This window comes from Salegentibacter haimaensis (genome assembly GCF_054121495.1).
In genome coordinates, this window is the sequence record NZ_JBSYGH010000014.1 from 47,787 (window position 1) to 72,247 (window position 24,461).

23 protein-coding genes are annotated in these 24,461 nt (G+C 40.5%); 11 read left to right on the forward strand and 12 right to left on the reverse strand.

Going from position 1 to position 24,461, the window contains the following annotated elements; translation table 11 throughout:
- Positions 1 to 264 precede the first annotated feature (264 nt).
- The 4 genes from ACW6QP_RS12960 to ACW6QP_RS12975 all read right to left on the reverse strand — a co-directional run bounded on the left by ACW6QP_RS12960 (position 265) and on the right by ACW6QP_RS12975 (position 6,009).
- On the reverse strand, positions 265 to 1,242 hold the full coding sequence (locus tag ACW6QP_RS12960) for a LuxE/PaaK family acyltransferase (protein WP_457911296.1): 978 nt from the start codon (positions 1,240 to 1,242) through the stop codon (positions 265 to 267).
- Positions 1,243 to 1,303: 61 nt separating this feature from the next.
- Positions 1,304 to 1,645: a T9SS type A sorting domain-containing protein gene (locus ACW6QP_RS12965; protein ID WP_457911297.1), complete on the reverse strand. Its 342-nt coding sequence runs from the start codon at positions 1,643 to 1,645 to the stop codon at positions 1,304 to 1,306.
- Between the two features lie 142 nt (positions 1,646 to 1,787).
- Entirely contained in the window at positions 1,788 to 4,616 is a 2,829-nt protein-coding gene (locus ACW6QP_RS12970) for a TonB-dependent receptor domain-containing protein (protein ID WP_457911298.1), read from the reverse strand.
- 76 nt (positions 4,617 to 4,692) lie between these two features.
- Entirely contained in the window at positions 4,693 to 6,009 is a 1,317-nt protein-coding gene (locus ACW6QP_RS12975) for a hypothetical protein (protein WP_457911299.1), read from the reverse strand.
- 328 nt (positions 6,010 to 6,337) lie between these two features.
- Between ACW6QP_RS12975 and ACW6QP_RS12980 the strand changes: the two genes are divergently transcribed.
- Together ACW6QP_RS12980 and ACW6QP_RS12985 are read left to right on the forward strand one after the other, a co-directional pair.
- Positions 6,338 to 7,021 (forward strand): response regulator transcription factor, encoded by a 684-nt coding sequence (locus tag ACW6QP_RS12980; RefSeq protein ID WP_457911300.1) that lies wholly within the window; start codon positions 6,338 to 6,340, stop codon positions 7,019 to 7,021.
- On the forward strand, positions 7,021 to 8,100 hold the full coding sequence (locus tag ACW6QP_RS12985) for a sensor histidine kinase (RefSeq protein WP_457911301.1): 1,080 nt from the start codon (positions 7,021 to 7,023) through the stop codon (positions 8,098 to 8,100). Before ACW6QP_RS12980 ends, ACW6QP_RS12985 begins: the two co-directional genes overlap by 1 nt.
- On the opposite strand, the gene ACW6QP_RS12990 is transcribed toward ACW6QP_RS12985, so the two are convergent.
- On the reverse strand, positions 8,038 to 9,102 hold the full coding sequence (locus ACW6QP_RS12990; protein ID WP_457911302.1) for a glycosyltransferase: 1,065 nt from the start codon (positions 9,100 to 9,102) through the stop codon (positions 8,038 to 8,040). The two genes, ACW6QP_RS12985 and ACW6QP_RS12990, sit on opposite strands and share 63 nt — an antisense overlap.
- A 64-nt stretch (positions 9,103 to 9,166) precedes the next feature.
- Here ACW6QP_RS12990 and trmB point away from each other — a divergent pair, with 64 nt between their 5' ends.
- From trmB to ACW6QP_RS13025, 7 genes are all read left to right on the forward strand, one after another.
- Positions 9,167 to 9,841, forward strand: coding sequence for a tRNA (guanosine(46)-N7)-methyltransferase TrmB (trmB, locus tag ACW6QP_RS12995; RefSeq protein ID WP_457911303.1), 675 nt, complete (start codon positions 9,167 to 9,169; stop codon positions 9,839 to 9,841).
- Between the two features lie 6 nt (positions 9,842 to 9,847).
- Positions 9,848 to 10,471 carry a LysE family translocator gene (locus ACW6QP_RS13000; protein WP_457911304.1) on the forward strand — a complete coding sequence of 208 codons (624 nt, stop codon included), beginning with the start codon at positions 9,848 to 9,850 and terminating at the stop codon, positions 10,469 to 10,471.
- Complete coding sequence (locus ACW6QP_RS13005) at positions 10,471 to 10,800, forward strand: MGMT family protein (RefSeq protein WP_457911305.1); 330 nt, start codon at positions 10,471 to 10,473, stop codon at positions 10,798 to 10,800. The genes ACW6QP_RS13000 and ACW6QP_RS13005 overlap by 1 nt, the downstream gene beginning before the upstream one ends.
- A gap of 309 nt (positions 10,801 to 11,109) precedes the next feature.
- Positions 11,110 to 12,240: an Mrp/NBP35 family ATP-binding protein gene (locus ACW6QP_RS13010; RefSeq protein WP_457911306.1), complete on the forward strand. Its 1,131-nt coding sequence runs from the start codon at positions 11,110 to 11,112 to the stop codon at positions 12,238 to 12,240.
- A 3-nt stretch (positions 12,241 to 12,243) separates the two neighbouring features.
- Complete coding sequence (locus ACW6QP_RS13015; RefSeq protein ID WP_457911307.1) at positions 12,244 to 12,486, forward strand: NifU family protein; 243 nt, start codon at positions 12,244 to 12,246, stop codon at positions 12,484 to 12,486.
- A 27-nt stretch (positions 12,487 to 12,513) separates the two neighbouring features.
- A complete protein-coding gene (locus ACW6QP_RS13020; RefSeq protein ID WP_457911308.1) occupies positions 12,514 to 13,575 on the forward strand; it encodes an NAD(P)/FAD-dependent oxidoreductase in 1,062 nt (353 codons plus the stop codon).
- A 25-nt stretch (positions 13,576 to 13,600) separates the two neighbouring features.
- Positions 13,601 to 13,936 (forward strand): 2Fe-2S iron-sulfur cluster-binding protein, encoded by a 336-nt coding sequence (locus ACW6QP_RS13025; RefSeq protein WP_457911309.1) that lies wholly within the window; start codon positions 13,601 to 13,603, stop codon positions 13,934 to 13,936.
- Between the two features lie 39 nt (positions 13,937 to 13,975).
- Here ACW6QP_RS13025 and ACW6QP_RS13030 read toward each other — a convergent pair whose 3' ends face one another.
- From ACW6QP_RS13030 to rplM, 7 genes are all read right to left on the reverse strand, one after another.
- Positions 13,976 to 14,767: a DUF3050 domain-containing protein gene (locus ACW6QP_RS13030; RefSeq protein WP_457911325.1), complete on the reverse strand. Its 792-nt coding sequence runs from the start codon at positions 14,765 to 14,767 to the stop codon at positions 13,976 to 13,978.
- 365 nt (positions 14,768 to 15,132) lie between these two features.
- Entirely contained in the window at positions 15,133 to 16,308 is a 1,176-nt protein-coding gene (locus ACW6QP_RS13035; protein ID WP_457911310.1) for an acyl-CoA dehydrogenase family protein, read from the reverse strand.
- A gap of 142 nt (positions 16,309 to 16,450) precedes the next feature.
- Entirely contained in the window at positions 16,451 to 17,173 is a 723-nt protein-coding gene (locus ACW6QP_RS13040; protein WP_457911311.1) for a tRNA1(Val) (adenine(37)-N6)-methyltransferase, read from the reverse strand.
- A gap of 101 nt (positions 17,174 to 17,274) precedes the next feature.
- Positions 17,275 to 18,102: a translation elongation factor Ts gene (gene tsf, locus ACW6QP_RS13045; protein ID WP_457911312.1), complete on the reverse strand. Its 828-nt coding sequence runs from the start codon at positions 18,100 to 18,102 to the stop codon at positions 17,275 to 17,277.
- A gap of 88 nt (positions 18,103 to 18,190) precedes the next feature.
- Positions 18,191 to 19,087 carry a 30S ribosomal protein S2 gene (rpsB, locus tag ACW6QP_RS13050; protein WP_457911313.1) on the reverse strand — a complete coding sequence of 299 codons (897 nt, stop codon included), beginning with the start codon at positions 19,085 to 19,087 and terminating at the stop codon, positions 18,191 to 18,193.
- Positions 19,088 to 19,253: 166 nt separating this feature from the next.
- A complete protein-coding gene (gene rpsI, locus ACW6QP_RS13055; RefSeq protein ID WP_457911314.1) occupies positions 19,254 to 19,640 on the reverse strand; it encodes a 30S ribosomal protein S9 in 387 nt (128 codons plus the stop codon).
- Complete coding sequence (gene rplM, locus ACW6QP_RS13060; protein WP_457911315.1) at positions 19,640 to 20,095, reverse strand: 50S ribosomal protein L13; 456 nt, start codon at positions 20,093 to 20,095, stop codon at positions 19,640 to 19,642. The genes rpsI and rplM overlap by 1 nt, the downstream gene beginning before the upstream one ends.
- 364 nt (positions 20,096 to 20,459) lie before the next feature.
- On the opposite strand from rplM, the gene ACW6QP_RS13065 reads away from it, so the two are divergent.
- On the forward strand, positions 20,460 to 21,020 hold the full coding sequence (locus tag ACW6QP_RS13065) for a DUF5004 domain-containing protein (protein ID WP_457911316.1): 561 nt from the start codon (positions 20,460 to 20,462) through the stop codon (positions 21,018 to 21,020).
- A 294-nt stretch (positions 21,021 to 21,314) separates the two neighbouring features.
- Positions 21,315 to 24,431: a SusC/RagA family TonB-linked outer membrane protein gene (locus ACW6QP_RS13070; protein ID WP_457911317.1), complete on the forward strand. Its 3,117-nt coding sequence runs from the start codon at positions 21,315 to 21,317 to the stop codon at positions 24,429 to 24,431.
- Positions 24,432 to 24,461 lie beyond the last annotated feature (30 nt).

The following is a 24,461-nucleotide window of genomic DNA, read 5'->3' on the forward strand; positions in this document are numbered from 1 at the left end:
TTCTATATCCGTTACATTTAACAGATAAGTTATAAATTACAAAGCCCCGTAAACAGGACGTTTACGGGGCTTGCAACTAACTAACCAATCTAATATGAAAAAATTTCACTTAGCCTGCAAGAATAGCCAGAACTTATTCTAAACTCGTCTTGCATATATTAAGTCGATAGAATTTCAAATAATTACAGAAGTTTTTAAAGTTTAACAAAATTCACTTCAGCTTTATGTTTTTCTTAAAAATTGTTTAGAATTAATTTTTAAGAATCACAATATCAGAAGATTACAACCTCGTACGTCTGAGTTGTCAAAGCGGCCCAGAATGGCCGTTTCGAAGTTTGATAGCTTTTTACCCAGATCCTGGGTTGCGATGAAAGAACAGGAGTAAAGGTTAGACAAATCTATCATATTAATGCCACCGATTTTTCCACCATCTAAAAGTTGAAGAGGATCTTCAGGATCACGTATTAGAATCTTCATCCACTTTGGGCATTCAAAGATTCCATCGCCTTTGGAGTAGGCCTGCGAGAGCAGTTCGGTCATTCCGTATTCACTGTGAATTTTTTCAACTCCAAAGCCCTGCTTTAAGATGCCGTGAAGTTCTTCCCGAATCATTTCCTTGCGACGGCCTTTCATTCCACCGGTTTCCATTACTATAGTATGCTGAAGCTTAAAATTATATTTCTCTACCAGGTCGAGGAGTGCAAAACTAACCCCAATAAGCAAACTTTTTTTACCCCGGGCCTCCAGGCTTCTGAGTTTTTCTGCAAGTTCTTCCAGATTGTTAAGGTAAAATCCGCTTTCCGGTTGCCTTGATTGCTTAATCAGGGCATCAACCATATAAATTAGCGAAGAACCTGTTCTTTCCAGGTAAGAGGGCAATAGAGCCAGAATTACCAGGTTTTCGGGATCGCCATAAAACTGTTTAAAGGTCTTTTTGAAGCTTTGTTCGTATAGCTCGAGCTTACTCACATAATGTTTGCTGGTGGCCATCCCGGTTGTCCCGCTGCTGGTGAATATAATTTCAGCATCATCTCTTCCGGAAATAACTTTTTGGTTTTTGAAAAATTCGATAGGAAGAAAGGGAATCTCTTTGGAAGCTGATACGTTTTCAGGCTTCTTATTTAGTAGCCTGCAAAACTTCTGATATACCTTATTATGCTCATATTGAAATGCGAAAACCTCAAGGCATATTTCTTCAAAATCTGCAGGGCTTTCTATTTCAAAAATTCGTTTTTCCAGCATAAAGAAGTATAAAAAAAAGCTTCTGAAATAGAAGCTTATAATATTGAGCTGAAGTTTGTAATTATCTTACAACCAGCTTTCGGGTTGCATTTGCTTTATCTTCGGAAATTCTTAAAATGTAAATTCCGGCCTCTAAGGCTGAAACATCCAACTCCCGGCCACGAAGTCTTAATTTTTGTACAGGCTTTCCAAGTACATTGTAAATTTCGATTTCTTTTTCAAGATTTCTGGAGGAGGTGATATAAACCTTACCATCGGTTACCGGGTTGGGGTATATAGACAAACCGTCTATCGGGATTTCCTTCTGCGTCCCGGGGCGGCTACTATCCTGTGCTACTGCATTAGGGGCAGCTGCAAATAGGAAAAGCACCAATATGAAACTTAATAAGTAGTATTGCTTCATGCGTGTCTATAGAGATTATTACAAACTTAAATAAAAAATTTCAAAAATGATGCCACATGAATTTCTCATTTGACTGAATAATATGTTAAATATAAAAGGCTGCCCCGGGAGGCAGCCTTTTAATTGCTAAATCAAATCTATATTAAAACTTATAACTATAGCTCAAAGAGATTGGAGTTCCCGGGCTGCGAAGCGAAAAGATCTGGTCTTCTGCGCCATAGGACTGAAACCTGCTTTCTATATCATCGTTCAGGATATTGGAAACCTTTAAGGAAATGGTCGAATTTTGCTGCTCTCCAAAACTTTTATTCAGGTTAAAATTTAAACTGTGAAAAGGCATGGTATATACATCGGGCACTGTACCCAGGCCTACTAATTCAAGAGTTTTACCCTGAGTGTTGTAAAAAATCCCTGCCTGCCAGCCCTTATCCCGGTCGTTGTAATTTAAGCCTGCGTTGATTAGAAAAGGAGATTGTCCCTGTAGTTGGCGGGTGCCGTCAAATTCTTCACCCGGTCTAAGATTTCTTTGTCTGGATTCGTATTCCCCACTGGGGCTTCTGTCCATCTCAACCTGTGAATCTATTACCGAAACATTGAGGTTTAGATCCAGTTTTTTAAGCCCTTCAGTAATAAACCCGAAATTCTTGCGCAATTCGATTTCAGCTCCAACAACTCTTGCATCATTTACATTTCTTGGTTGAAAGTTATCGGCCGAGAAGTCACTGAATACCGACAGCTCGATAGGGTCGCTAAACATTTTATAAAAAGTGCTCACTGCAAAAAACTGAGCGTCATCGCTATAAAGTTCATAGCGCAAATCTAAATTGTCTACATAGGTAGGCTGAATATTTATATTACCTATAAAAGTCCTGTTAGCCAGTGGATCGTAGATTTGAGCAATCGATGCCTCCTTGAATGAAGGTCGGGCCGTGGTTTTCGAATAGGATAAGCGCAGGTTAGAATCCTCGTTTAGCGAATAAATGAAATTTGCCGATGGGAAGAAATCGGCTTGATCCAATATTTGTTCTTCATCAAACACCACGCCTCCCAGGTTGTTTTGCCCGGTATAGAAAAGGTCGAATTTCTCAAATCGAACTCCCAGAATAGCCTTTAATTTTTCTGCTATTTTAAACTCTTCTGAAATGTAGGCCGCAGCATTTGTGGTATATGAATTAAAGGTGTTGGCCGGTTCGTAAAATCCGTTTATATAAGATCCGCGGCGATTTTCAGGAGTCCAGATATTGCCCGGTGCCAATACCTGGTTCGCATCCCCTTCGTAATTTTGACTTACCGATCCCTGAATGAGGATCTGGTATTGATCTATGGAAAAATCTCTCTCTTTATAGGTGTAAGCCCCTCCAAATTTCAGGTTGGCATCTCTGCCCAGCAATTGATGTTTTTTAGTGAGATCGAGTTTCCCTGCAAGATTTATTTCCTCGAGATCTCTCCAAATTCGGGTGGGACTCTCAGAGGAACTGGGTCTAATGCTGTAGGTGTCGTTATTGGGGTTATATTCAAATGCGGTAATTCTAACATCTTTATCATTAACCCGTGCCAGGGTGGGAGACAGGGTCCATTCTGTAGTCCAGGAGGCATCTTCGTTAGTGTGTTTTCCAGATAACTGGGCGTTGCTTATAGATCTTTGGGTATACTCCAGGTTATCTCTAAAAACCTGCACAGCATCAGAAACCAGAATTTGCTCGTAAAAATCACCCGCGGTAGATTCCCCGTTTTGGATGTGTAATAAATTCAACTGATACTTGGATTTTTCGGCTTTGTAGGCCAAACCGGTCATTGCACTCAAAAGAGCATTTTGTTTCCCAACATCCCCCACCAAAATTCGGCTTGGGCGAAGTTCGTAGTCTTCAGTGTTTCTTGGCTTTAAATACGAATTATTCTGAAGATTTTCGAAGTATTCGCTGCTATTACTGTAAGAGAGAGCAGCAAAATAGCCTAACTTATCATTGTTTTTTAAATCATATTGATTTCCGGCCGAGAATCCGGCGCTAAAATTCATAAGGTTGCTGCTGCGGTTTCCGCCCAGGGTGGGATCAAATCTTTGAGTAATTCGGGTTAGAGCAGCGTCATTATCGAAGGGGCGAGGGAAGATTTGTTGCCTGTTTATAGGCCTGTCCCTACTACCGTCGTCAAAGCCCAGGAAGTCGGTTTTGCTGCCGCTGTATTGTAAAAAATCTGAGTTGAAATGCATCTGCGGATTATAGGTTCCCCCTATAGAGAGGTTGTATTCTTCCTTAGTGGGAAAATCTTTGGTGATAATATTTACCATACCTCCGGTAAAATCGGCCGGATAATCGGCAGTAGATGATTTCAGTACCATTACATTATCCAGAATACTGGTAGGGAAAATATCCATTTGCAGGGTATTTCTGTCTGGGTCTAAACCGGGTACATCCATTCCGTTTAAAATAGATTTGGTGTAGCGATCTCCCAGACCTCTTACATATACATATTTTCCATCCTGCACCGATACTCCCGGAATTGTTTTTACTGCTGAAGAAACCTCGCCGGCTCCAATCTTGCTGAAAGATTGCGAAGATAATCCATCGCTGAGGTTCACTGAATTCTTCTGCATCGCCAGTACTGAAGCTTCGGTATCCCTGGCGGTGGTTGTAGTAATAACAATCTCGTCGAGTGCTCCAGCTGAAGATTTCATGTTTACATCGAGAGCAGTAACTTCATTGGCTTTTACTTCAACTTCAGTCACCTCAATAGTTTCATAACCTACGAATGAAAAAACAATAGTATAAGTGCCTTCGTCAACGCTTAGGGTATAATCTCCTTCAAAGTCTGAGGTGGTCCCGTTGTTAGTTCCTTTAACCGCAACATTGGCAAAAGGTAAAACATCGTTTACTTCGGTGTCATAAATAGTACCTGAAATTTTGCCCTTTTGAGCCCAGGTTAGATTTATGAAAAAAAGAAAAAATAATAAGAGTGCAATTTTGGTTCTCATAAAGTATTAATTCGAATGTTAAATTGCCCACCCGAAAAGGGAGGGCAATTTTAAAAGTTATTTGCTGAAATCTTTCTTAGAAGGCCCCGCGATACTTCGCGTAAGTCCAATCGAAAACTGAAAGATCGGCACCTACACTTTGCTCACCTTCTTCAATATCGGTGGCGAAGTTGGTTGATTCAGCTTTAAAGTTTGTGGTATTGGTAGTGTCAAAGAAAATTCCGGTTACATCGCTTACTCCTTCAGGAAGTACGATTTCCCAGGCTTCAAATACCAGGTCTCCGTTAACGTAGTTGGCTGCAGTTCTTTCGTCATCCAGTTCTACGTCCTGATCTGAATTGAAACCCCACACCACAACATTTTTAACGGTACCCATAGCGTTATCCCTAAAATCGGCGATTTCACCAGAGGGAGCATTTGGGTCTCCAATAATGGTAAGATCCTGGATGGTGAATGCACCATTTAAGGTTCCTTCGGGACCGTCTATTTCCAAAGCGTGATCAGATTCAGCTCCCTGAATTACAAGAGCATTGGTAATAGTTCCTGAATAAGCCTGGTCGATATCCAGACCATCATCTCCACCAGCAAATACAAGTATATTGCTGGAGTCTACATTCCCACCAAACCATTCTACACCATCATCTACATTTCCAACTATTTCAACGTGATCAATCACAGTTCCTCTACCAACTCCACCAAGGGTAAGCCCATTGATTTCGTTTCCAGACCCGATAAGCGCTCCCCCGTGACGAATAGATACATATTTGAATATTCCTGAATCATCATTGGCATCATCGCCTCCGTATCTTCCGTAGTCATCATCGGCTGGAATTCCTTCAATTTGAGAAACTTCAGAATCGCCTTCAAAAGAAGATGGTGCATAACCAAGAATTATTACACCTCCCCAGAGTCCACGGTCATTTTCGTCAAGGTTGGTTCCCCATTTTTCTCCCAGTTGAATATTGTCGTTTATAGAAGTAAAAACTATGGGCTCCTCGGCAGTACCTTCGGCTTCGATTCTTCCTCCACGGGCTACAATTAGAGCAGAAGCCAAAGAACCTGTTCCTTCTCTACCTTTAATGATGGTTCCCGGCTCGATGGTTAAGGTTACTCCGTCACCTACCACTACTTTTCCGTTCAATTCCCAGATGATGTCGTTGGTTAAAGTCATATCTTCAGCGATTAAACCAGAAAGATCCTCGTCGCGCTCATCTGTCCCTCCGGTGCCTTCACAAGGGGCACAGGCGCCACCGCAATCAACGCCGGTTTCTGTTCCGTTTTGAATCCCGTCGGTACAGGTGGCTAGTTGCTCGATTGGAGCATCATCATCGGTGCTACATGAGCTAAGAAGCAAACCGGCAATTGCAAAGCCAGAAATAATTAGTTTTTTCATAATTCAAAATTTGATTTTTAATAGGTTTTAATTTCACGGCAAATAAACAATCAAAGTCTAAGTAGAGGTTTAGCTTAAGTTTACGCTTCAGTTAAAACCAGCCGGGGAAATGTTATATTAAAGTTTCGAATTAAGGCATTTAGTAGATGATGTTGAAACTTCTACATTTTAGATATAGCCTGTAAGCGCCTGTTTTTACTGTAGTTATGGAGATAAACCGCGGCTGGCGTTAATTAAGTCAATGTTAAGAGGGAGATGGGCAGGTGAATTCAGAAATCAAATTAATGGTTACTTTTACACATAGAATTAGTTTAACCAACAACCCAAAATGAAAAAAAAGGACATTAAAATTCTGCTGGTAGACGATGAACCCGATATTCTGGAAATCGTAGGTTACAACCTTAGTGCAGAAGGCTACCAGGTGCTCACCGCCGAGAATGGAGCCGATGGGGTGAAAATTGCAAAAAAGAAAAAACCGCATCTTATTATTCTTGATGTGATGATGCCCGAGATGGATGGTATCGAAGCCTGTGAGCAAATTCGCAAAATTCCCGAACTTGAAGAAAGCATCATTACTTTCTTAACCGCCCGGGGGGAAGACTATTCTCAAATGGCCGGTTTCGATGCCGGGGCCGACGACTATATTACCAAGCCTATCAAACCCAAGGTTCTGGTAAGTAAGGTAAAGGCTTTGCTTCGAAGATTTAAGGACGATAGCGGCAGTACCAATATTGTTCGAATAGGAGACCTTATAATTAATCGAGATGAATATAAGGTCATTAACGATGGGGAGGAACTCATCTTACCACGTAAGGAATTCGAACTATTATCGCTTTTGGCTTCCAAACCCGGCAAGGTATTTAAACGCGAAGAAATTCTCGATAAGGTTTGGGGAAATGAGGTAGTGGTTGGCGGTCGCACCATAGACGTGCATATTCGTAAATTACGGGAGAAAATTGGGGATAAAAGCTTCAAAACCGTAAAGGGAGTAGGTTATAAGTTTGTAGTTTAATGGCAAAAAGCTTCAAGCGATCATATAAGTTTGCTATAAAAACCTCTCTGGTAATCACCCTTTTTATGAGTGTGGTGGTTGGCTTGTTTCTGTATTTTACCAACCAGTTTATGTTATGGCCGCTCCTGGCCTTTACATTGATTTCCTATATTTTTTCATTTTTTATAATCCAGTACAGGGTAGAGCACTTTATTTATAAACGCATAAAAAAGATTTACGATAATGTGTCGTTGCTCGATTCCACTACCTTAAGACCTTCTCAGGTTACTACCGATATGGCCAGCCTCACCCGCGAGGTCGAAAAATTTGCCGAGCACAAAAAGCTTGAAATCGAAACCCTTAAAGTTAGAGAAGCCTACCGTAAAGAATTTATGGGAAACGTAGCCCACGAATTAAAAACTCCACTCTTTACTGTTCAGGGATATATACTTACGCTTCTGGATGGGGCTTTAAAGGATAAAAGTGTTCGAAAAAAATACCTGCAACGGGCCAACAAAGGGGTAGAGCGTTTGATCTATATCGTGAAAGACCTGGATATGATCACGAAACTGGAAGCCGGTGAAGTGCATCTCGAAATTGAAGATTTCAATATAGTGGAGGTGGTAGATAATGTTTTCGATCTGCTCGAGATGAAAGCAGCAAAGAAAAACATCACCCTAACTTTCGATATGGATTACACCAACCCCATTATGGTTCGCGGGGACAGGGACCGCATACAGCAGGTAGTCACCAACCTGGTGGTAAATTCTATTAAATACGGAAAGAAAGGAGGTACTACTGAAGTAAGTATTGAAAATCTCATCAAGAATAAGGTCATTGTTCGGGTTACCGATAATGGAGAAGGAATTGCCAAGGAAAACATTCCGCGCCTGTTTGAACGTTTTTACCGTATCGATAAAAGTGGTTCCCGAAAAGAAGGAGGCTCAGGTTTGGGACTTTCTATCGTGAAACATATTTTGGAAGCTCACGATGAAAAAATTTATGTGGAAAGCGTTTTTGGGGTGGGAAGTGAGTTTTCATTTACCCTCGAAAAGGCTAAAGAGCGAAACGGGAAGCTCAAAGTCTCCAAAACCTCCTAAACCCGAATAATTCTTAACCTCTTCCAGTTTTCTAACGCTGAAGTTTTCCTGCCGGCAATAAGCAGCTAAACCCAGTTTTTGCATTCGGTTGGCCAGGTAAAGTTGTTCATATTGCCCGGGAGTGGGAATAAAAAACGCCTTCTTTTGCAGTTTTACCAGGTCCATAATGCTGCTGTAACCAGAGCGACAAACAACTATTTCTGCTGAATTTATCGCTGTTTCCAGCTCTTCGGCCAGTAGATGATCGATGATTTCCAAATTCGGGTTTCTATATTTTTCTGCGGAATCAAAAGCTGAAAAACTTCCGCGCACAAAAAGGCAGGTTTTTTCATATTCAATAAATTCCTTCAGCAGCAACTCTTCCAGGATGCTTCGCTGAGGTTCGGGGCCAGAGAGCAACACCAAAATTTCATATTTCTTCGGAAATCCTGTTTTCCTGAACCTGCTAAGGGGTCCGATATATTTCACATTATTCGGGCTTAACTTGGGGTGCCCTAGTCTGCCGCTTAAGTTTTTTTCTCCTGGAAAATCGGGGACCCAGCATTCATCAAATTTCGAAATGTATTTTTGATGAATAATGCTGCTTAGTTTGGTGGTGTTCCCCGAAAGTACATTTAACTGATGCGTTAGAAATACCGAAGGAACTCCACTTGCCCTAACTCCCAGACGATTGTCTGAAATTATTCCTTTTAAATTATATTTTTTAACCAGGTCCCGGCAAAGTCGTTTTTCAGCTAAAATAGCTTTTAGAATGCGTGGAGAATTGAGAATAATTTTCCATTTCAGCAGGCCTCCCTGTTTTGAGTATGAGATATTATAACTGGGCAACTCAATTGAGGTTAGCTCGGGAAACTCCAGTTGCAATAACTTTAAAGCAGCTCCATCGCTGGCAAGAATGGGTTCAAAACCCTCGGTCTCCAGCGCTCTTATAATTGGGATACAGCGACTCGCGTGACCAAGACCCCAGTTTAAAGCAGCAACAAGAATTCTTTTTCGGGCCATATCATTATAAATTTAGGCGCCTCTTGGCTAATTTCCTTAATTTTACCAAAATTTTAAATAGCCAGTGGGAAGTAAAAATAAATTAAAACGCTTTAAAGAGAACGAAAGCTTTGAAAATGTGATTCAACCTTCACGGGAAACCCTGGAAAAAGACCAATTCGAGCTTAAAGGGAAATGGAACAGCAATTTTTTTAAAAATGAACAGCCAATCGTTCTCGAACTCGGCTGCGGAAAAGGCGAATACAGCATAGGGCTTTCGAAATATTTTCCGGATAAAAATTTTATTGGAGTAGATATTAAAGGTGCCCGATTTTGGAGAGGGGCTAAAACCGCAATTGAAGAAGGCTTAAATAATGTGGCCTTTGTACGCACCCAAATAGAATTGATCGACAGAATTTTTGCTGAAGGCGAAATAGATGAAATCTGGATTACTTTTCCCGATCCTCAAATCAAATATAAGCGCACCAAACACCGGCTCACCAATGCCGAATTTCTTAAGAAATATAAGAACATTCTCAAACCCGGTGGCCTGATAAATCTTAAAACCGACAGTGAATTTATGCACGGTTACACTCTTGGACTTCTGCACGGGCAGGGACAGGAGATCTTATATGCCCATCACGATATTTATAAAAATGAATATTCTCCAAAAGAAGTGCGGGAAATTCAAACTTTCTATGAAAAACAGTATCTTGAGCAGGGGAAACCAATCACCTATATTCAGTTTAAGATTAAATAAGGGCTTTTGCAGGAAACCAAACTCTTTTTAATAACATATTTTGCCGCCCTTATCGGGGTTATCCCTCCGGGATTGGTAAATATGACGGTTGCTAAAACCTGTGTTGAGAAAGGCAAAAAGAATGGCCTTTACGTAGCCCTTGGAGCCACCATTGTAGTATTTCTTCAGGCCTTAATCGCGGTTCTTCTGGCCAAGTATATTTTCGGTAATACTTATGTGCAAAATATCCTGTTAAGAGCAGGCCTGGTGGTCTTCACACTTTTAGGGGTGTATTTTTTTATAATGGCAAAAAGGAAAAAAGGTTTGCCTAACAGCTCCAGGCGGGCCAATGCCAATAGTATATTTAAAGGAATGCTGGTAGCCGGTTTAAATGTTTTTCCTATTCCGTTTTTTGTGGCTCTGGCCGGGGCGATGAATGTAGGCGTGGGAGTGGAGTACGATTGGTCATTAATTATTGCATTTGTGCTGGCAGCCAGTATGGGAAGCTTTACCACCCTTTATTTTTATGTGCTTTCATTTGTGAGTATTGAAGAGAAAGCTGAAAAATTCGCGAGATATTCCAATTATTTTATGGCGATTTTAATGCTGGTGCTTGTCATTATTACCATAATTAGAATCTACAATCTCTAATGCCTGCTGAAGAAAATTTCTTTGAAAAAGTCTATGCCCTGGTTCGTAAAATTCCACAAGGCCGGGTAAGCAGTTATGGCGCTATTGCCCGTGCTATTGGGTCGCCTCAGAGTGCAAGAATGGTGGGTTGGGCGATGAATGCTTCACATCAAATAGAAGACGTCCCGGCTCATAGGGTAGTTAACCGCAAGGGTTTATTAACCGGGAAAAGTCATTTTGGCGATAGTAATGCGATGAAAAATCTTCTTGAAGCCGAAGGGGTGTCAGTAAAGGACGACCAGATTCAGAATTTTGAGGCTGTCTTTTGGGACCCTCTAAAATCTGAATAAAATTTACTCTCTAAACTCTTATTTTAAACTTTTCGCAGAAGCTCTTCCGGTTGGCTTTTCTTAAAGAATTGCTCAATTAATCAACAGATTCGTCCCGGGAAACCCCAATATTTTAATCCATCAGGCTTGTTTATACGGCAATAAAGCAAATAAGCCTAAAATGTTCGTTTTCTTGGCTTTTACTCCTATATTTGCATTTAGAATCGATCTATATAAGCTGTTGATTTCTAGTGAAATTGCCCGGTACTATTGAAGTTCGGGGAATTTTATAAACTGAATATAAATCAATAGCCCCAAAACATATACTTAATGAAATTAGATAGGAAGGAAATACTGAAATCTCTTGAAAGCATTTCGGTAGCCGGAGAAGGCAAAAATATAGTAGAGAGCGGGCAGGTTCAAAACGTGATGGTTTTTGGCGATGAGGTTGTGGTAGACTTGTTATTAAGCACCCCCGCACTGCATATTAAAAAAAGGGCTGAAGCCGATGTGATTAAAACCATTCAGGAAAAAGTTTCTAAAGAAGCTAAGGTAAAGGTGAATATAAAGGTTGAAGCTCCCGATAAAAAGCCTGAAATCAAAGGAAAAGCCATTCCGGGAATAAAAAATATAATTGCAGTGGCCTCCGGGAAGGGAGGGGTAGGTAAATCTACCGTAACTGCAAACATTGCGGTAAGTCTTGCAAAAATGGGCTTTAATGTGGGTCTTTTAGATGCCGATATCTACGGTCCATCTGCTCCCATTATGTTCGATGTTGCTGCAGAGCGACCGCTGTCGGTAAATGTAGACGGGAAATCTAAAATGAAGCCGGTAGAGAATCACGGGGTGAAAATTCTTTCAATCGGATTTTTCACCAAACCAAATCAGGCTGTAATCTGGAGAGGGCCTATGGCCGCGAAAGCTTTAAATCAAATGATTTTTGATGCTGCCTGGGGAGAACTCGATTTTCTTCTGGTAGACCTTCCTCCGGGAACAGGAGATATTCATCTTTCTATTATGCAATCCTTACCCATTACCGGTGCTGTGGTGGTGAGCACCCCTCAAAATGTGGCTCTTGCCGACGCTAAAAAGGGAGTGGCGATGTTTCAGCAGGAAAGTATAAACGTTCCTGTGCTGGGAATCGTAGAAAATATGTCGTATTTCACGCCTGAGGAACTTCCTGAAAACAAATATTATATCTTCGGAAAACAGGGAGCTAAAAACCTTTCTGAAGATTTACAGGTTCCCTTCCTGGGAGAGATACCCTTGGTGCAAAGCCTAAGAGAATCTGGAGATATTGGTCATCCTGCTGCGCTTCAAACCGCAACTCCACTGGAGGCTGCCTTCGAGGAAATTACCCGAAATGTGGTGCAGGAAACCGTTAACCGTAATCAAAGTCTGCCACCTACCGAAGCGATCAAGATCACTACAATGGCCGGATGCAGCGCCGTAAAAAAGTAAACTATGACTAGCGAAGAAATAAAATTAAACGTAGAAAAAGCTTTGGCCGAGATTCGTCCATTTTTAGAAAGCGACGGGGGTAACATTTCCCTGGTCTCTATAGAAGACGATAAATTGGTGAAAGTTCAGCTGGAAGGTGCCTGCGTAGGTTGCTCGGTAAACCAGATGACCCTGAAATCGGGAGTGGAAATGACCATTAAAAAGTATGTTCCGCAAATCGAGCAGGTAGTCAATATTGAAGCCTAATTATCTTGCTAAAATTGAAAAAGAAGAATGATTAAAACCGATATATTAATTATTGGCGCAGGCCCTACGGGCTTGTTTGCCGTTTTTGAAGCCGGCCTGTTAAAATTAAAATGCCATCTCATCGATGCCCTGCCACAGCCCGGCGGACAATGTTCAGAGATCTACCCCAAAAAACCAATTTACGATATTCCCGGTTTTCCTGAAGTGCTTGCCGGCGATCTTGTAGATAATCTAATGGAGCAAATAAAGCCGTTCGAGCCGGGTTTCACCCTGGGAGAACGTGCCGAAACTATAGAAAAGCAGGAGGATGGAAGCTTTATCGTGACCACCAGTCGCGGTAGCCAACACCAGGCTCCCGTAGTGGTAATCGCCGGGGGATTGGGTAGTTTTGAACCGCGAAAACCCCCAATCGCAAATATTAAAGATTTTGAAGATAAAGGGGTGGCTTATATTATTCGGGATCCCGAAGTCTATCGGGATAAGCGGGTAGTTATTGCCGGTGGCGGCGATTCAGCTTTAGATTGGGCTATTTTCCTTGCTGAAATTGCTTCTGAAGTATCTCTGGTACACCGTAGAAAAGATTTTCGTGGGGCGCTGGATTCCGTAGAAAAGGTAGAGGAGCTTTCAAAAATCGGCAAAATCAACCTTATCACTGAAGCTGAAGTAACTGACCTTAAGGGTGACGAAAACCTCGAGGCTGTGGTAATTTCACACAATGCTAAAGCTTCAGAAAAGGAAATTAAGGAAACCGATTATTTTATTCCTCTATTTGGCCTTTCTCCTAAACTTGGCCCAATAGCCGACTGGGGTCTGGAAATCGAGAAAAATGCGATTAAAGTAAATAATTCTTACGATTACCAAACCAACATTCCCGGTATTTATGCCATTGGTGATGTAAACACCTATCCGGGCAAATTGAAACTTATTTTATGCGGATTTCACGAAGCGGCCATTATGTGCCAAAGTGCTTATCAACTCATTAATCCCGATAAAAAATATGTGATGAAATACACTACCGTAAGTGGAGTTAGTGGGTTTGACGGGAGTAAGAAGGAAGCTAAAAGAGAAGTAGTTAAAAGTATAAATTAGCCTTTAGGCCAGGAAACACAAAAATATGTCTGATATTAAAATCACCATCATAGATCGGGAAGGAGAAGCCCATTTGGTGGATGCACCTACCGATATGAATATGAATCTTATGGAGGTAATTCGCTCTTATGAATTAGCTCCTGAAGGAACCATAGGGATTTGTGGAGGTATGGCAATGTGCGCCTCCTGTCAATGTTATATGCTCAACCTGGAACATATGTTGCCCGAAAAGAGCTATGAGGAAGAAGATATGCTTGACCAGGCCTTTTTTGTCGAAGAAAACAGCAGGCTTAGCTGCCAGATTCCTATTACAGATGAACTGGACGGCCTGGAGGTGAAAATGGCTCCGGAGTCGACTTAATCTTTATAATAACAATTTTTTAAAAAAGCCGGTTGGGTTCTAACTCAACCGGTTTTCTAATGGGATTTTTTCTTCAATTTCAGCCTGGATCCCGTCCCATAATTCTATTCGACTTTTAAGGGCGCCAATAGCAGTTTCTCTAACTTTTTCCCATTTTTCTGAATCATTGCCGCAGAGGTTTTCTACCATTTTATAAGCCATAGGGCCGTGCTCGTCGGCATCGAGTTCGATGTGACGGTCGAAATAGTATTTAAAAAGCTTAAGATCCTTTTCCGGAAACTTTTGTTGTATCTGCCCAATTATGCTGCTGAACATATCTGGAATTAAACCTTCCCGGCCAAAGGTGAAGGCGGCAGCGATTTTGTGCGCTTTCCCTTCAGAAATTACATCGAAGGTGGTCTTTAAAAATTGTTTGATGCTTACCGGAATTTTGCTGGCGGCGATGACCAGAAAAATATCGGTGCCGTGAGTCACGTGCAGTAAAAAATCTGATATCATCCTGGGGTTGGCCTCAGCTGCTTCCATCGCATCCAGGTACATTTCAAAATGGCTCTGATGCTTTCCGTAGAAATTTAAGTCGGTTTCCTCGGCAAGTACAATTTCATTGACTAAATACCGTATTTCAGGATCTCCCACAGGTAACCAGGGGCTGGTGGTTTTGGTGAATCTTTGCTGTAAGGCAGTGAGCAAAGACATAAAATCCCAAACTGCAAACACATGATGCTGCATAAATATTTGGAGTTGCCCGGGAGCTTCAATTTTTGAATATAACGGATGATTTAAAAGTTGATCTACCTGAGGTTGAATCGCCTTCTGAATTTCATGTATCATAAATTTCTGCTTCATTTTTGCAAAAATAAAGCCGGTAGTCCAAAATATGAAATCTAAGGCCCGATTTATGCACTGTTTAACTGCTCAATTTTATCTTTTTAATTTATCTTGAAGCTAGAAATTAATCTATGATCCCGAATTGTAACATCCTGGTTTTCTATTCAAGCGAATCTAAAGATTATTTGAGGGTGGAAGGGGTTTTCCCTAAAAAGCCCAAAGCTTTAAAATCTGAATGCTGTGAAAAATATAAAAAGGGCAAACGCTGTAAACGCTGCCCTTGTTTTGACCTGCTAGGAGATTCTTGATTGTAAACTACTAGAAACAACCTCACAGGTTTTAAAAACCTGTGAGGTTTGTTTTAATTTTTAAAAAGCCGGAATCCCGGTAATATCCATCCCTGTAATTAAAAGGTGAATATCGTGTGTGCCTTCATAGGTAATAACGCTTTCCAGGTTCATCATATGGCGCATGATGCTGTATTCGCCGGTAATTCCCATTCCGCCCAAAACCTGTCTGGCTTCCCGGGCTATATTAATCGCCATTTCTACATTATTCCTTTTGGCCATAGAAATTTGAGCTGAAGTCGCCTTTCCTTCATTGCGTAAAACTCCAAGTCTCCAGGCCATTAACTGGGCTTTGGTGATTTCGGTAAGCATTTCGGCCAATTTCTTTTGCTGAAGCTGGGTTCCTGCGATTGGCTTGTCGAATTGCACTCTTTCCTTGGCGTAACGAAGGGCTGTGTCGTAGCAGTCCATCGCGGCTCCAATCGCGCCCCAGGCAATCCCGTATCGTGCAGAATCGAGACAACCCAATGGCGCTCCCAATCCCGATTTTTCAGGCATCAGATTTTCTTTAGGAACTTTTACATTGTCAAAAATAAGCTCGCCGGTGGCGCTGGCACGAAGCGACCATTTATTATGGGTTTCGGGTGTGGAGAAGCCATCCATTCCGCGTTCTACAATAAGACCGTGAATTCGGCCTTCTTCATTTTTGGCCCAAACTATGGCGATATCGGCAAAGGGGGCGTTGGAAATCCACATTTTTGCCCCATTTAATAAGTAGTGATCTCCCTTATCTTTGAAATTAGTAACCATCCCACCTGGGTTAGAACCATAGTCGGGTTCGGTAAGACCGAAACAGCCTATCATTTCTCCCGATGCCAGTTTGGGAAGGAATTTTTTCTTCTGCTCCTCGGTGCCGTACTTAAAAATTGGATACATCACCAGCGATGATTGGACTGAGGCTGTAGAGCGCACCCCACTATCGCCACGTTCAATCTCCTGCATAATGAGCCCGTAGGAAATCTGGTCGAGCCCTGCACCGCCGTATTCTTCAGGAATGTAAGGCCCAAAGGCCCCAATTTCGGCTAAACCGCCAATAATAGATTTTGGAAATTCGGCTTTTTGAGCTGCGTCTTCAATTATAGGAGAAACTTCACGCTTTACCCATTCTCTGGCAGCATCGCGTACCATTTTATGTTCATCGGTTAAAAGCTCGTCGAGATTGTAATAATCGGGAGCCTGGAATAGATCTGGTTTCATTTGTGTGTTGTTTATGCTCCGATTACCGGAGAAAGTTTTGTGTAGTGCTTATACACAAATGTAACCAAGCTTTTTCAAGTTGGCAATTTCCCTTGCGGGTTTTGCCCTTAATTCTGAAAAGCTTTGTGAGATTTCCTGTTTTTTATAGTTTTAAATAAAAAGGAGCAACCAAATCGTGGTACTTTTGGCTGTATTGATGTCTGGAGATTTCCAGAAATAGGTCATCGATTTTAGGTTGAATTTTGTGAAAACCAAGACTGAGTAGACTTCGTTTTATTTCTGAATTTTCAGTACCTCGTACCCGCGTAATCTTCTGTGGAAATAATTTACTCTCTTGAGCCAATTGCAGAAATTGTTCTTCTTCTTTAAAAGGAATGATGCAGCTGAAGATTCCATTTTCAGAAAGCAAACGAGAGACTCCTTCCAGTAATTCCTGAAAGGGAAGCGCTTCAGCAAACCTTGCCGTGTTTCTTTGAACATTCCCTGAAGTATAATCTTCAGAATAAAACGGCGGATTTGAAATTATAAGCTCATATTTTTCCTCCTCCTGCATTTCTTCAACAAATTCATCGAAAGCAGCGTGATAGCAAAATAATCGGTCACCCCAGTCACTACGCTCAAAATTTTCGACGGCCTGCTCATAGGCATCTTCATCTATTTCCAGGGCATCGATAAGTGGTGCTGTTGAACGCTGTGCAAGCATTAAAGCGATGAGGCCTGTGCCGGCACCTATATCGAGAATACTTTCAGGAGAATGGGTTAGGGGAGCCCAGGCTCCCAGAAGAACCCCGTCGGTGCCAATTTTCATCGCGCAGCGATCCTGTTCTATGCTGAATTGTTTGAATTTAAAGGTGCTTTCTGACATGATTAATTATAAAAAAACCGCTCCAGATTAATGAAGCGGTTTTTGAGTTATTAGGATTTCCGGTCGCGATAACTATCGGGACCGGAAATGACAAATTTTAATTACTCTCCTAAAGCAACTCTTTCAAATCCTACAACTTCAAGCTCTGAGTCTACGCTTTTCACGTAGTCTGCAACGCTTTGTTTGCTGTCTTTGATATAAGCCTGATTTACAAGGGTGTTGTCTTTAAAGAATCGCTGGATTTTTCCTTTAGCAATGTTATCAAGCATAGCTTCTGGTTTTCCTTCCTGGCGAAGTTGATCTTTAGCAATCTCTATTTCTTTCTCGATAGTAGACTGGTCTACACCTTCTTCATTCAAAGCAACAGGATTCATCGCTGCAGCCTGCATAGAAACGTTTTTGGCTGCTTCTTCAGCACCTTCAGCATTTTTAGAAAGACCGGTGATTACAGCGATCTTGTTTCCGGCGTGAATGTAAGAACCTACGAAAGGAGCTTCAAGAGTTTTGAAAGATCCGATCTCGATTTTTTCACCGATTACTCCAGTTTGCTCGGTAAGTTTCTCTTCTACAGTGATTCCTTTGTAATCGGCCTTAAGAAGCTCTTCTTTAGAAGAAAAGTTAAGGGCCAGGTCTGCGAAATCGTTAGCCAGTTTTACGAAATCATCGTTTTTTGCAACGAAATCGGTCTCACAGTTTAGAGAGATTACCACACCTTTGGTGTTATCGGCATTGGTTTTCGCGATTGCAGCACCTTCAGCAGAGTCACGATCGGCTCTTTTTGCAGCTACTTTCTGACCTTTTTTACGTAGAACTTCAATGGCTTTGTCGAAATCTCCATCGGTTTCAACCAAAGCTTTTTTACAGTCCATCATACCGGCACCGGTAGCTTTTCTAAGTTTATTTACTTCTGCGGCAGTTATCTTGGCCATAATAATGCGTTTTTAAAAAGTAAAAAGTCGTTTAGAAATCATTAAAATGAAGAAACCAAACGACTTTTTGAGTTATAAAAATATGTTTTTATTCTTCTTCGTTAGAGGCTTTGGCTTTATCTAAAGTTTCGCTTTTAGATTCCAGCTTCACATCTTTTTTGGCTTCTTTCATTGCCTTTTTGTCTTCAGCATCGGTAGAAGGAACTTCGGCTTTTTCAGCTTTCACAGCTGATTTTTTAGCTTTTGGCTCTTTGTCTTCTTTTTCTTCCTTAGCTTTTTTCTCTTCTTTACCGGCTTTTCTTTCAGAAAGACCTTCAACGATAGAATCGGCTACATAAGAAACAACCTTATTGATAGATTTAGAAGCATCATCGTTTGCAGGAATTACGTAGTCTACCTCACGTGGATCGGAGTTGGTATCTACCATTGCAAAAATTGGAATGTTTAATTTCTGAGCTTCTTTCACGGCGATATGCTCGCGGGTGATATCTACAATAAACAGAGCACCTGGAAGGCGGCTCATATCTGAAATAGATCCAAGGTTTTTCTCAAGCTTGGCACGAAGACGGTCTACCTGTAGACGTTCTTTTTTAGAAAGGGTGTTGAAAGTACCATCTTTTTTCATTCGGTCGATAGAAGCCATTTTCTTAACAGCTTTACGAATGGTTACGAAGTTGGTAAGCATACCACCGGGCCAACGCTCGGTAATGTATGGCATATTGGCTTTCTCTGCCTGTTCGGCAACGATCTCCTTCGCCTGTTTTTTGGTAGCTACGAAAAGGATTTTTCTACCACTGGCTGCGATTTTTGCAAGGGCCTCACCGGCTTCCTGCATTTTAGCAGCACTTTTATATAAGTTGATGATGTGAATGCCGTTACGCTCCATATAAATGTAAGGAGCCATATTTGGATTCCATCTTCTTGTAAGGTGTCCAAAATGTACACCTGCATCAAGTAATTCTTTTACTTCTACTTTGTTTGCCATTTTTGTAATAGTTTACTTTCTGTTGAGATAGCAACAAATGAGTGGCTATTTTTTAAAAAAAATACGGCCTCACCTGTTTAGATGCTAAACTAACTCCCAATTTAACCTGGGATAACAACAAAATTCTTTTAATAATAAATGAACATTCGGGAAAAAATCCCAATAATTAACGTTTAGAGAACTGAAATTTCTTACGGGCTTTCTTCTGACCGAATTTCTTACGCTCCACCATACGTGGGTCTCTGGTAAGTAATCCTTCTGGCTTAAGAATGCTTCTGTTTTCAGCATCTAACTCTACCATAGCTCTGGATAGTGCAAGGCGAATAGCTTCGGCCTGCCCGGTGATTCCACCTCCGTATACATTAGCTTTAATGTCGAAGTTTTTGTCGTTTCCGGTAAGGTTAAGAGCCTGGTTCACTTTGTAAAGAAGTGGACCTGTAGTAAAGTAATCGTTAAGATCTTTTTTGTTCACGGTGAAGTTTCCGCTTCCTTCGGAAACGTAAACACGTGCAACAGCCGTTTTTCTACGACCAATTTTGTGAATAACCTCCATTACTTAAGATCGTTTAGGTTAATAGTTTTAGGTTTCTGGGCTTCCTGCTCGTGCTCGGCGCCAGCATAAACCTTTAAATTTCTAAAGAGGTCAGCTCCTAATTTGTTCTTTGGAAGCATTCCTTTTACAGCTTTTTCAATCACCTTTTCAGGGGCTTTGCTCATAAGCTCTGCAGCTGTTAGACTTCTTTGTCCCCCTGGATAACCGGTGTGGCGAATGTATTCTTTCGCATCCCATTTTTTTCCGGTTAAGTTGATCTTTTCAGCGTTGGTAACAATTACGTTATCTCCGCAATCAACGTGTGGGGTGAAGTTGGGCTTGTGCTTACCTCTTAGTAGCCTGGCTACGTTAGATGCAAGTCGACCCAGAGTTTGTCCTTCAGCATCAACGTGTAACCATTCTTTGGTTACCGTAGCCTTGTTGGCCGATACTGTTTTGTAACTTAATGTGTCCACACTAAATAATTTTACTTGTTATTAAACATTCCATTCCCCTTCCTAAACACATGCATGTCTGGAAATCGGGCTGCAAATGTACAATTATAAATTCATATAGCAAACAAGAGCTTCATTAATTTATTTTGCCTGAATTCTCTCATTTTCAGCTTATTTCCATAGCATTAATCCTGAATTCTATTTTCTCTCAAAAAATGTCTTGAATCAAGCCGCAATCCTACCATCTGAAATCTTTACTATCGATAAAAAGCACGTAACCAACGTTTAAAGGTAATTTTTGTGTTAAAAGTTTTATAAATACCCTTAAAGTTTCCTTAAGTTTGTTGCCGAAAAAGAAACACCCCCTAATGCTATGAAGAAATTTATGAATTTTCAAGGTTTGGTTTTTGTGCTCCTAATCACATTGTTTTTAACTTCGTGTGAGGCCGAATCTATTGAGGCTTCAGCCGAGATTCAGCAAACCAATCTTACTGTAACAAAAAGCGAACTGGAAGGAGAATGGGAACTTACCGGGATGATCGCCGACGATCCCGTAGATTTGAATAATGATGGCGTTGCCAGTTTTAATTTACTGGATGAAGCTTCGTGTTTTGATCGTATGAATGCTGTATTTAATAACGACGGTAGTTTTTCTACTATAAACGGCCGTCTTGATTTTAACTCTGGTGAAAACCAGGATGAATTTACTTGTGGTACTGACCGGCAGGATTTTGGAACCTGGGATTTAAAAGATGAGAATGTTTTGATGCTTACCCTTACTATAAATGGACAATCTTATACTCATAATAAGAATCTGGATTTTAATGGAGATACTTTCGCTTTTGAAATTTCCAAATTCGAATCAGACGAGTATGTAGATAACCAGGAAGAAAGCGTGGCAAAAGATGTTCGTATTCTTTATTTGGAGTATAGCCGGGTTCAGTAAACCAAAATTTGATATTAGTTAAAGAAGGCTGTCTGAAAAGGCGGCCTTTTTTATGGGTTTCTGGAAAAACTCCATTACACACTAGAAGTGATTTTGGACTTTAAATTCTGTTTTAACAATTTACTTGTTTAAATGTAGTTGTTGATATTACTTAAATAATATATATCTGATGAAATATAGATTTAAAATGTATCAAATAATTTGATTTATGTGAAAAATGTTATAGAAATGCTAATTTCTGTTTAAATTTTTATATTATTGCCTTAACGTAATACTAACCCAAATTATTATTCTATGAAAAAAAAATTACTAATTATTTTTCTGTTCATATTCGGAATTTCGAGTGCACAGGAAGCTACAATTACGGGTACCGTTACCGATGACAACGGTTTGGCTCTTCCCGGCGTCAACGTTTTGATTCAGGGGTCAAATACGGGTACACAAACCGATTTTGAGGGACAATTTTCTATAGAGGCCAGGCAAGGCGATGTTTTGGTGTTTTCTTTTATAGGAATGCAGACAGCCCAGGTTACTGTAGGTGATTCAAGTACAATTAATGTAACTCTTAGCGAGGATTCAGCTAGTCTTGAGGAAGTCATCGTAACTGCTTATGGTACTTCTACAAAGGAAGCTTTTACAGGATCTGCCAGCGTTATTGGAGAGGCTGAATTAGCAAAAAGAAATGTAACCTCACCAATTGCAGCTATCGAAGGTAACGCAACCGGTGTGCAATTTACTTCTGGATCTGGACAACCAGGTTCATCCCCAAGTATTGTAATACGGGGTGTTGGTACTCTTACCGGGAATACAAGTCCATTGTTTATAGTGGATGGAATCCAATATGAAGGTGCTTTAAATACAATAAATCAGGAAGATATAAAATCATTTACGATTCTTAAAGATGCGGCGTCAACATCTTTATATGGCTCCAGAGCTGCTAATGGAGTTGTTTTAATTACAACTAAAAGCGGTTCAAAAGGAGATATAAGGGTGAATGCTTCAGCGCAAATCGGTGTTGTTGATGCTGGTATTCCATTTTATGATGAACTTACGCCTGGTCAATATTATGAGACAATGTGGGAAGCCTTAAAGAATTCCAACGCGGGGGGAGGTGACCCTGCCTTTGCATCAGCAAATATTTTCAATAGCTTGGGGTATAATCCTTTTGATGTGCCAAACGATGAAATCGTGGGTACGAATGGTCAATTAAACCCCAATGCAAATTTGATCTATAAAAGCCTGGACTGGTATGATGCCATGCAGAGAACAGGTGTTCGACAAAACTATAACGTAAGTGTTTCGGGTGGTGGTGAAAATCATAGCATTTTCTTTTCTACTTCTTATCTTGAGGAAGAAGGATTTATTGTCAATACTAAGTTCGACCGTTTAACAGCTCGTTTGAATGCCGAATTCGATGTTAATGATTGGATTAAAATGGGAGGTAGTGCTAACATCACTGTTTCAGAATCCGTAGGTCCCAGCTCTGCTGGAACATCAAGTATTGTTAACCCTTTTGGGTTTGCTAAAAATATAGGTTCTATATATCCGGTGTACGTAAATGATAGGCAGGGGAATATAATAGTTGATGCTGCCGGCCGCCCGGTTTTTGATAATGGAGAAGGTTTTGCTGAATATAATCTGGGATCAAGACCTATAAGTCAGGGTAGACATGCCTTACAAGAACTTCTTTTAAACGATGAGCGCAACAGGGATAACACCTATGGCTTTAGATACTTTACAGATTTTAAAATAGTGGATGGCCTTCACCTTAGATTGAATTATGGTAGAGACTACAACGAAGGTCTTCAAAAAGAGTACGAAAATAATATTATTGGAGATGCTCAGCCAACCGGAAGGTATAGTGAAGCAAGATTTAGAAGAGAAGTTGAAAACTTCAATCAACTATTAACCTATACCAAAAGCTTTAATAATATTCATAATATAGAAGTTACAGCAGGTCATGAAAGTTTTGACAATACCTTTTCGGGTATGAGTGCTTTGGCCATTGAACAAACTGCCGAAGGGATTTTTGAATTCGATAACTTTGCCACCCCTGTAAGTTTAGGGGGTTCTACCACCAACAAAACACTAGAGGGTTATTTTTTAAGAGCGAATTATAACTTTGATAATAAATATTACATAAGTGCTTCAGCCAGAAGAGATGGATCTTCCGTTTTTAGTTCCGAAGCGAGATGGGGTAATTTCTATTCTGTAGGAGCATCCTGGAGGATAGACAAGGAAAACTTCATGGAGAATGTATCTTTTGTAGATAATTTAAAGATCAGGGCATCTTACGGTGAAGTTGGAAATGATGACTTAGGAGACTTTTTCCTGTCGCAACCCAGATATAGTTTAACTTCCAATGCTGGTAGTCCTGCTATTATATGGAGTACTATTGGTAATGATGACCTACAATGGGAAACATCAGAAAGTTTTGATGTTGCTCTTGAATTCACTTTGTTTGATAGGTTTCTAGATGGTAGTATAGAATACTATAGGAGGAACTCTTCAGACCTTCTTTTTGATCTTCCGATAGCCTTGAGTAATGGATTAAATTCTTTTCCAGCAAATATTGGAGATATGTATAACTCAGGTTTAGAAATTGGATTAACAACAAATTGGATAAGTCAAGGAGATTTCAATTGGAGGACTACATTCCAGGCATCCACATTTAAAAATGAAATAACCTTTTTGCCAGATCCATTTGTGAGTGGTTCAAAGAGATGGGATGTAGGCAGGTCAAGATTTGATTTCTTCTTATTAAGGACTGCTGGAGTTGATCCTGCTACTGGAGACCAGTTGTTTTTGATGTATGAATTAGATGATGATAACAATAGTGTTCCGGTACTTGACGAGAATGGTGTTCATCAAACTACCAGTGATTGGCAGGAAACCGAGAGAGCCTATACAGGAGATTCTTCAATACCAGATCTTCTAGGCTCTATATCCAATAGCATTAGCTACAAAGGATTTTCTTTGGATGTTTTAGTAACGTATGGTATTGGTGGGAAGATCCTGGATAATGGTTATTCAGCAATGATGCATAGTGGGAATTTCGGTAGATCTTATCATCCAGATATTTTGAATGCGTGGCGTCAACCCGGTGATATTACAGATGTACCAAGATTAGAAAGTGGTAACAACAACCTGGTAAGAACCCAGTCTGACCGATTTCTGACTGATGCCTCATTCTGGTCCCTAAAAAATGTAAATTTTGGCTATACTTTCAATACCAGAACTGCAGAACAAGTAGGGTTGGATAATTTAAGGATTTATGTAGTAGGAGAAAATTTATACTTAAAAAGTAAAAGAGATGGATTGAATCCTCAATTTAATTTAGCAGGAACTCCTGCTGGTAACGCATTTAACCCTGCAAGAATTGTCTCTTTTGGGTTTAATGCGGCATTTTAAAAAAGAATTAAAAATTTAAACTTAATAATT

What these genes read in the sequence shown, in the direction of transcription:
- ACW6QP_RS13040 (WP_457911311.1), bottom strand. Translation starts at nt 17,173, where the DNA reads ATGTCAGAAAGCACCTTTAAATTCAAACAATTCAGCATAGAACAGGAT.
- ACW6QP_RS12980 (WP_457911300.1), top strand. Translation starts at nt 6,338, where the DNA reads ATGAAAAAAAAGGACATTAAAATTCTGCTGGTAGACGATGAACCCGAT.
- ACW6QP_RS13065 (WP_457911316.1), top strand. Translation starts at nt 20,460, where the DNA reads ATGAATTTTCAAGGTTTGGTTTTTGTGCTCCTAATCACATTGTTTTTA.
- ACW6QP_RS12985 (WP_457911301.1), top strand. Translation starts at nt 7,021, where the DNA reads ATGGCAAAAAGCTTCAAGCGATCATATAAGTTTGCTATAAAAACCTCT.
- ACW6QP_RS12960 (WP_457911296.1), bottom strand. Translation starts at nt 1,242, where the DNA reads ATGCTGGAAAAACGAATTTTTGAAATAGAAAGCCCTGCAGATTTTGAA.
- ACW6QP_RS13070 (WP_457911317.1), top strand. Translation starts at nt 21,315, where the DNA reads ATGAAAAAAAAATTACTAATTATTTTTCTGTTCATATTCGGAATTTCG.
- ACW6QP_RS12975 (WP_457911299.1), bottom strand. Translation starts at nt 6,009, where the DNA reads ATGAAAAAACTAATTATTTCTGGCTTTGCAATTGCCGGTTTGCTTCTT.
- ACW6QP_RS13005 (WP_457911305.1), top strand. Translation starts at nt 10,471, where the DNA reads ATGCCTGCTGAAGAAAATTTCTTTGAAAAAGTCTATGCCCTGGTTCGT.
- ACW6QP_RS12970 (WP_457911298.1), bottom strand. Translation starts at nt 4,616, where the DNA reads ATGAGAACCAAAATTGCACTCTTATTATTTTTTCTTTTTTTCATAAAT.
- ACW6QP_RS13030 (WP_457911325.1), bottom strand. Translation starts at nt 14,767, where the DNA reads ATGATACATGAAATTCAGAAGGCGATTCAACCTCAGGTAGATCAACTT.
- ACW6QP_RS13035 (WP_457911310.1), bottom strand. Translation starts at nt 16,308, where the DNA reads ATGAAACCAGATCTATTCCAGGCTCCCGATTATTACAATCTCGACGAG.
- ACW6QP_RS13015 (WP_457911307.1), top strand. Translation starts at nt 12,244, where the DNA reads ATGACTAGCGAAGAAATAAAATTAAACGTAGAAAAAGCTTTGGCCGAG.
- ACW6QP_RS13010 (WP_457911306.1), top strand. Translation starts at nt 11,110, where the DNA reads ATGAAATTAGATAGGAAGGAAATACTGAAATCTCTTGAAAGCATTTCG.
- rpsB (WP_457911313.1), bottom strand. Translation starts at nt 19,087, where the DNA reads ATGGCAAACAAAGTAGAAGTAAAAGAATTACTTGATGCAGGTGTACAT.
- ACW6QP_RS12990 (WP_457911302.1), bottom strand. Translation starts at nt 9,102, where the DNA reads ATGGCCCGAAAAAGAATTCTTGTTGCTGCTTTAAACTGGGGTCTTGGT.
- ACW6QP_RS13025 (WP_457911309.1), top strand. Translation starts at nt 13,601, where the DNA reads ATGTCTGATATTAAAATCACCATCATAGATCGGGAAGGAGAAGCCCAT.
- rpsI (WP_457911314.1), bottom strand. Translation starts at nt 19,640, where the DNA reads ATGGAGGTTATTCACAAAATTGGTCGTAGAAAAACGGCTGTTGCACGT.
- tsf (WP_457911312.1), bottom strand. Translation starts at nt 18,102, where the DNA reads ATGGCCAAGATAACTGCCGCAGAAGTAAATAAACTTAGAAAAGCTACC.
- ACW6QP_RS13020 (WP_457911308.1), top strand. Translation starts at nt 12,514, where the DNA reads ATGATTAAAACCGATATATTAATTATTGGCGCAGGCCCTACGGGCTTG.
- ACW6QP_RS12965 (WP_457911297.1), bottom strand. Translation starts at nt 1,645, where the DNA reads ATGAAGCAATACTACTTATTAAGTTTCATATTGGTGCTTTTCCTATTT.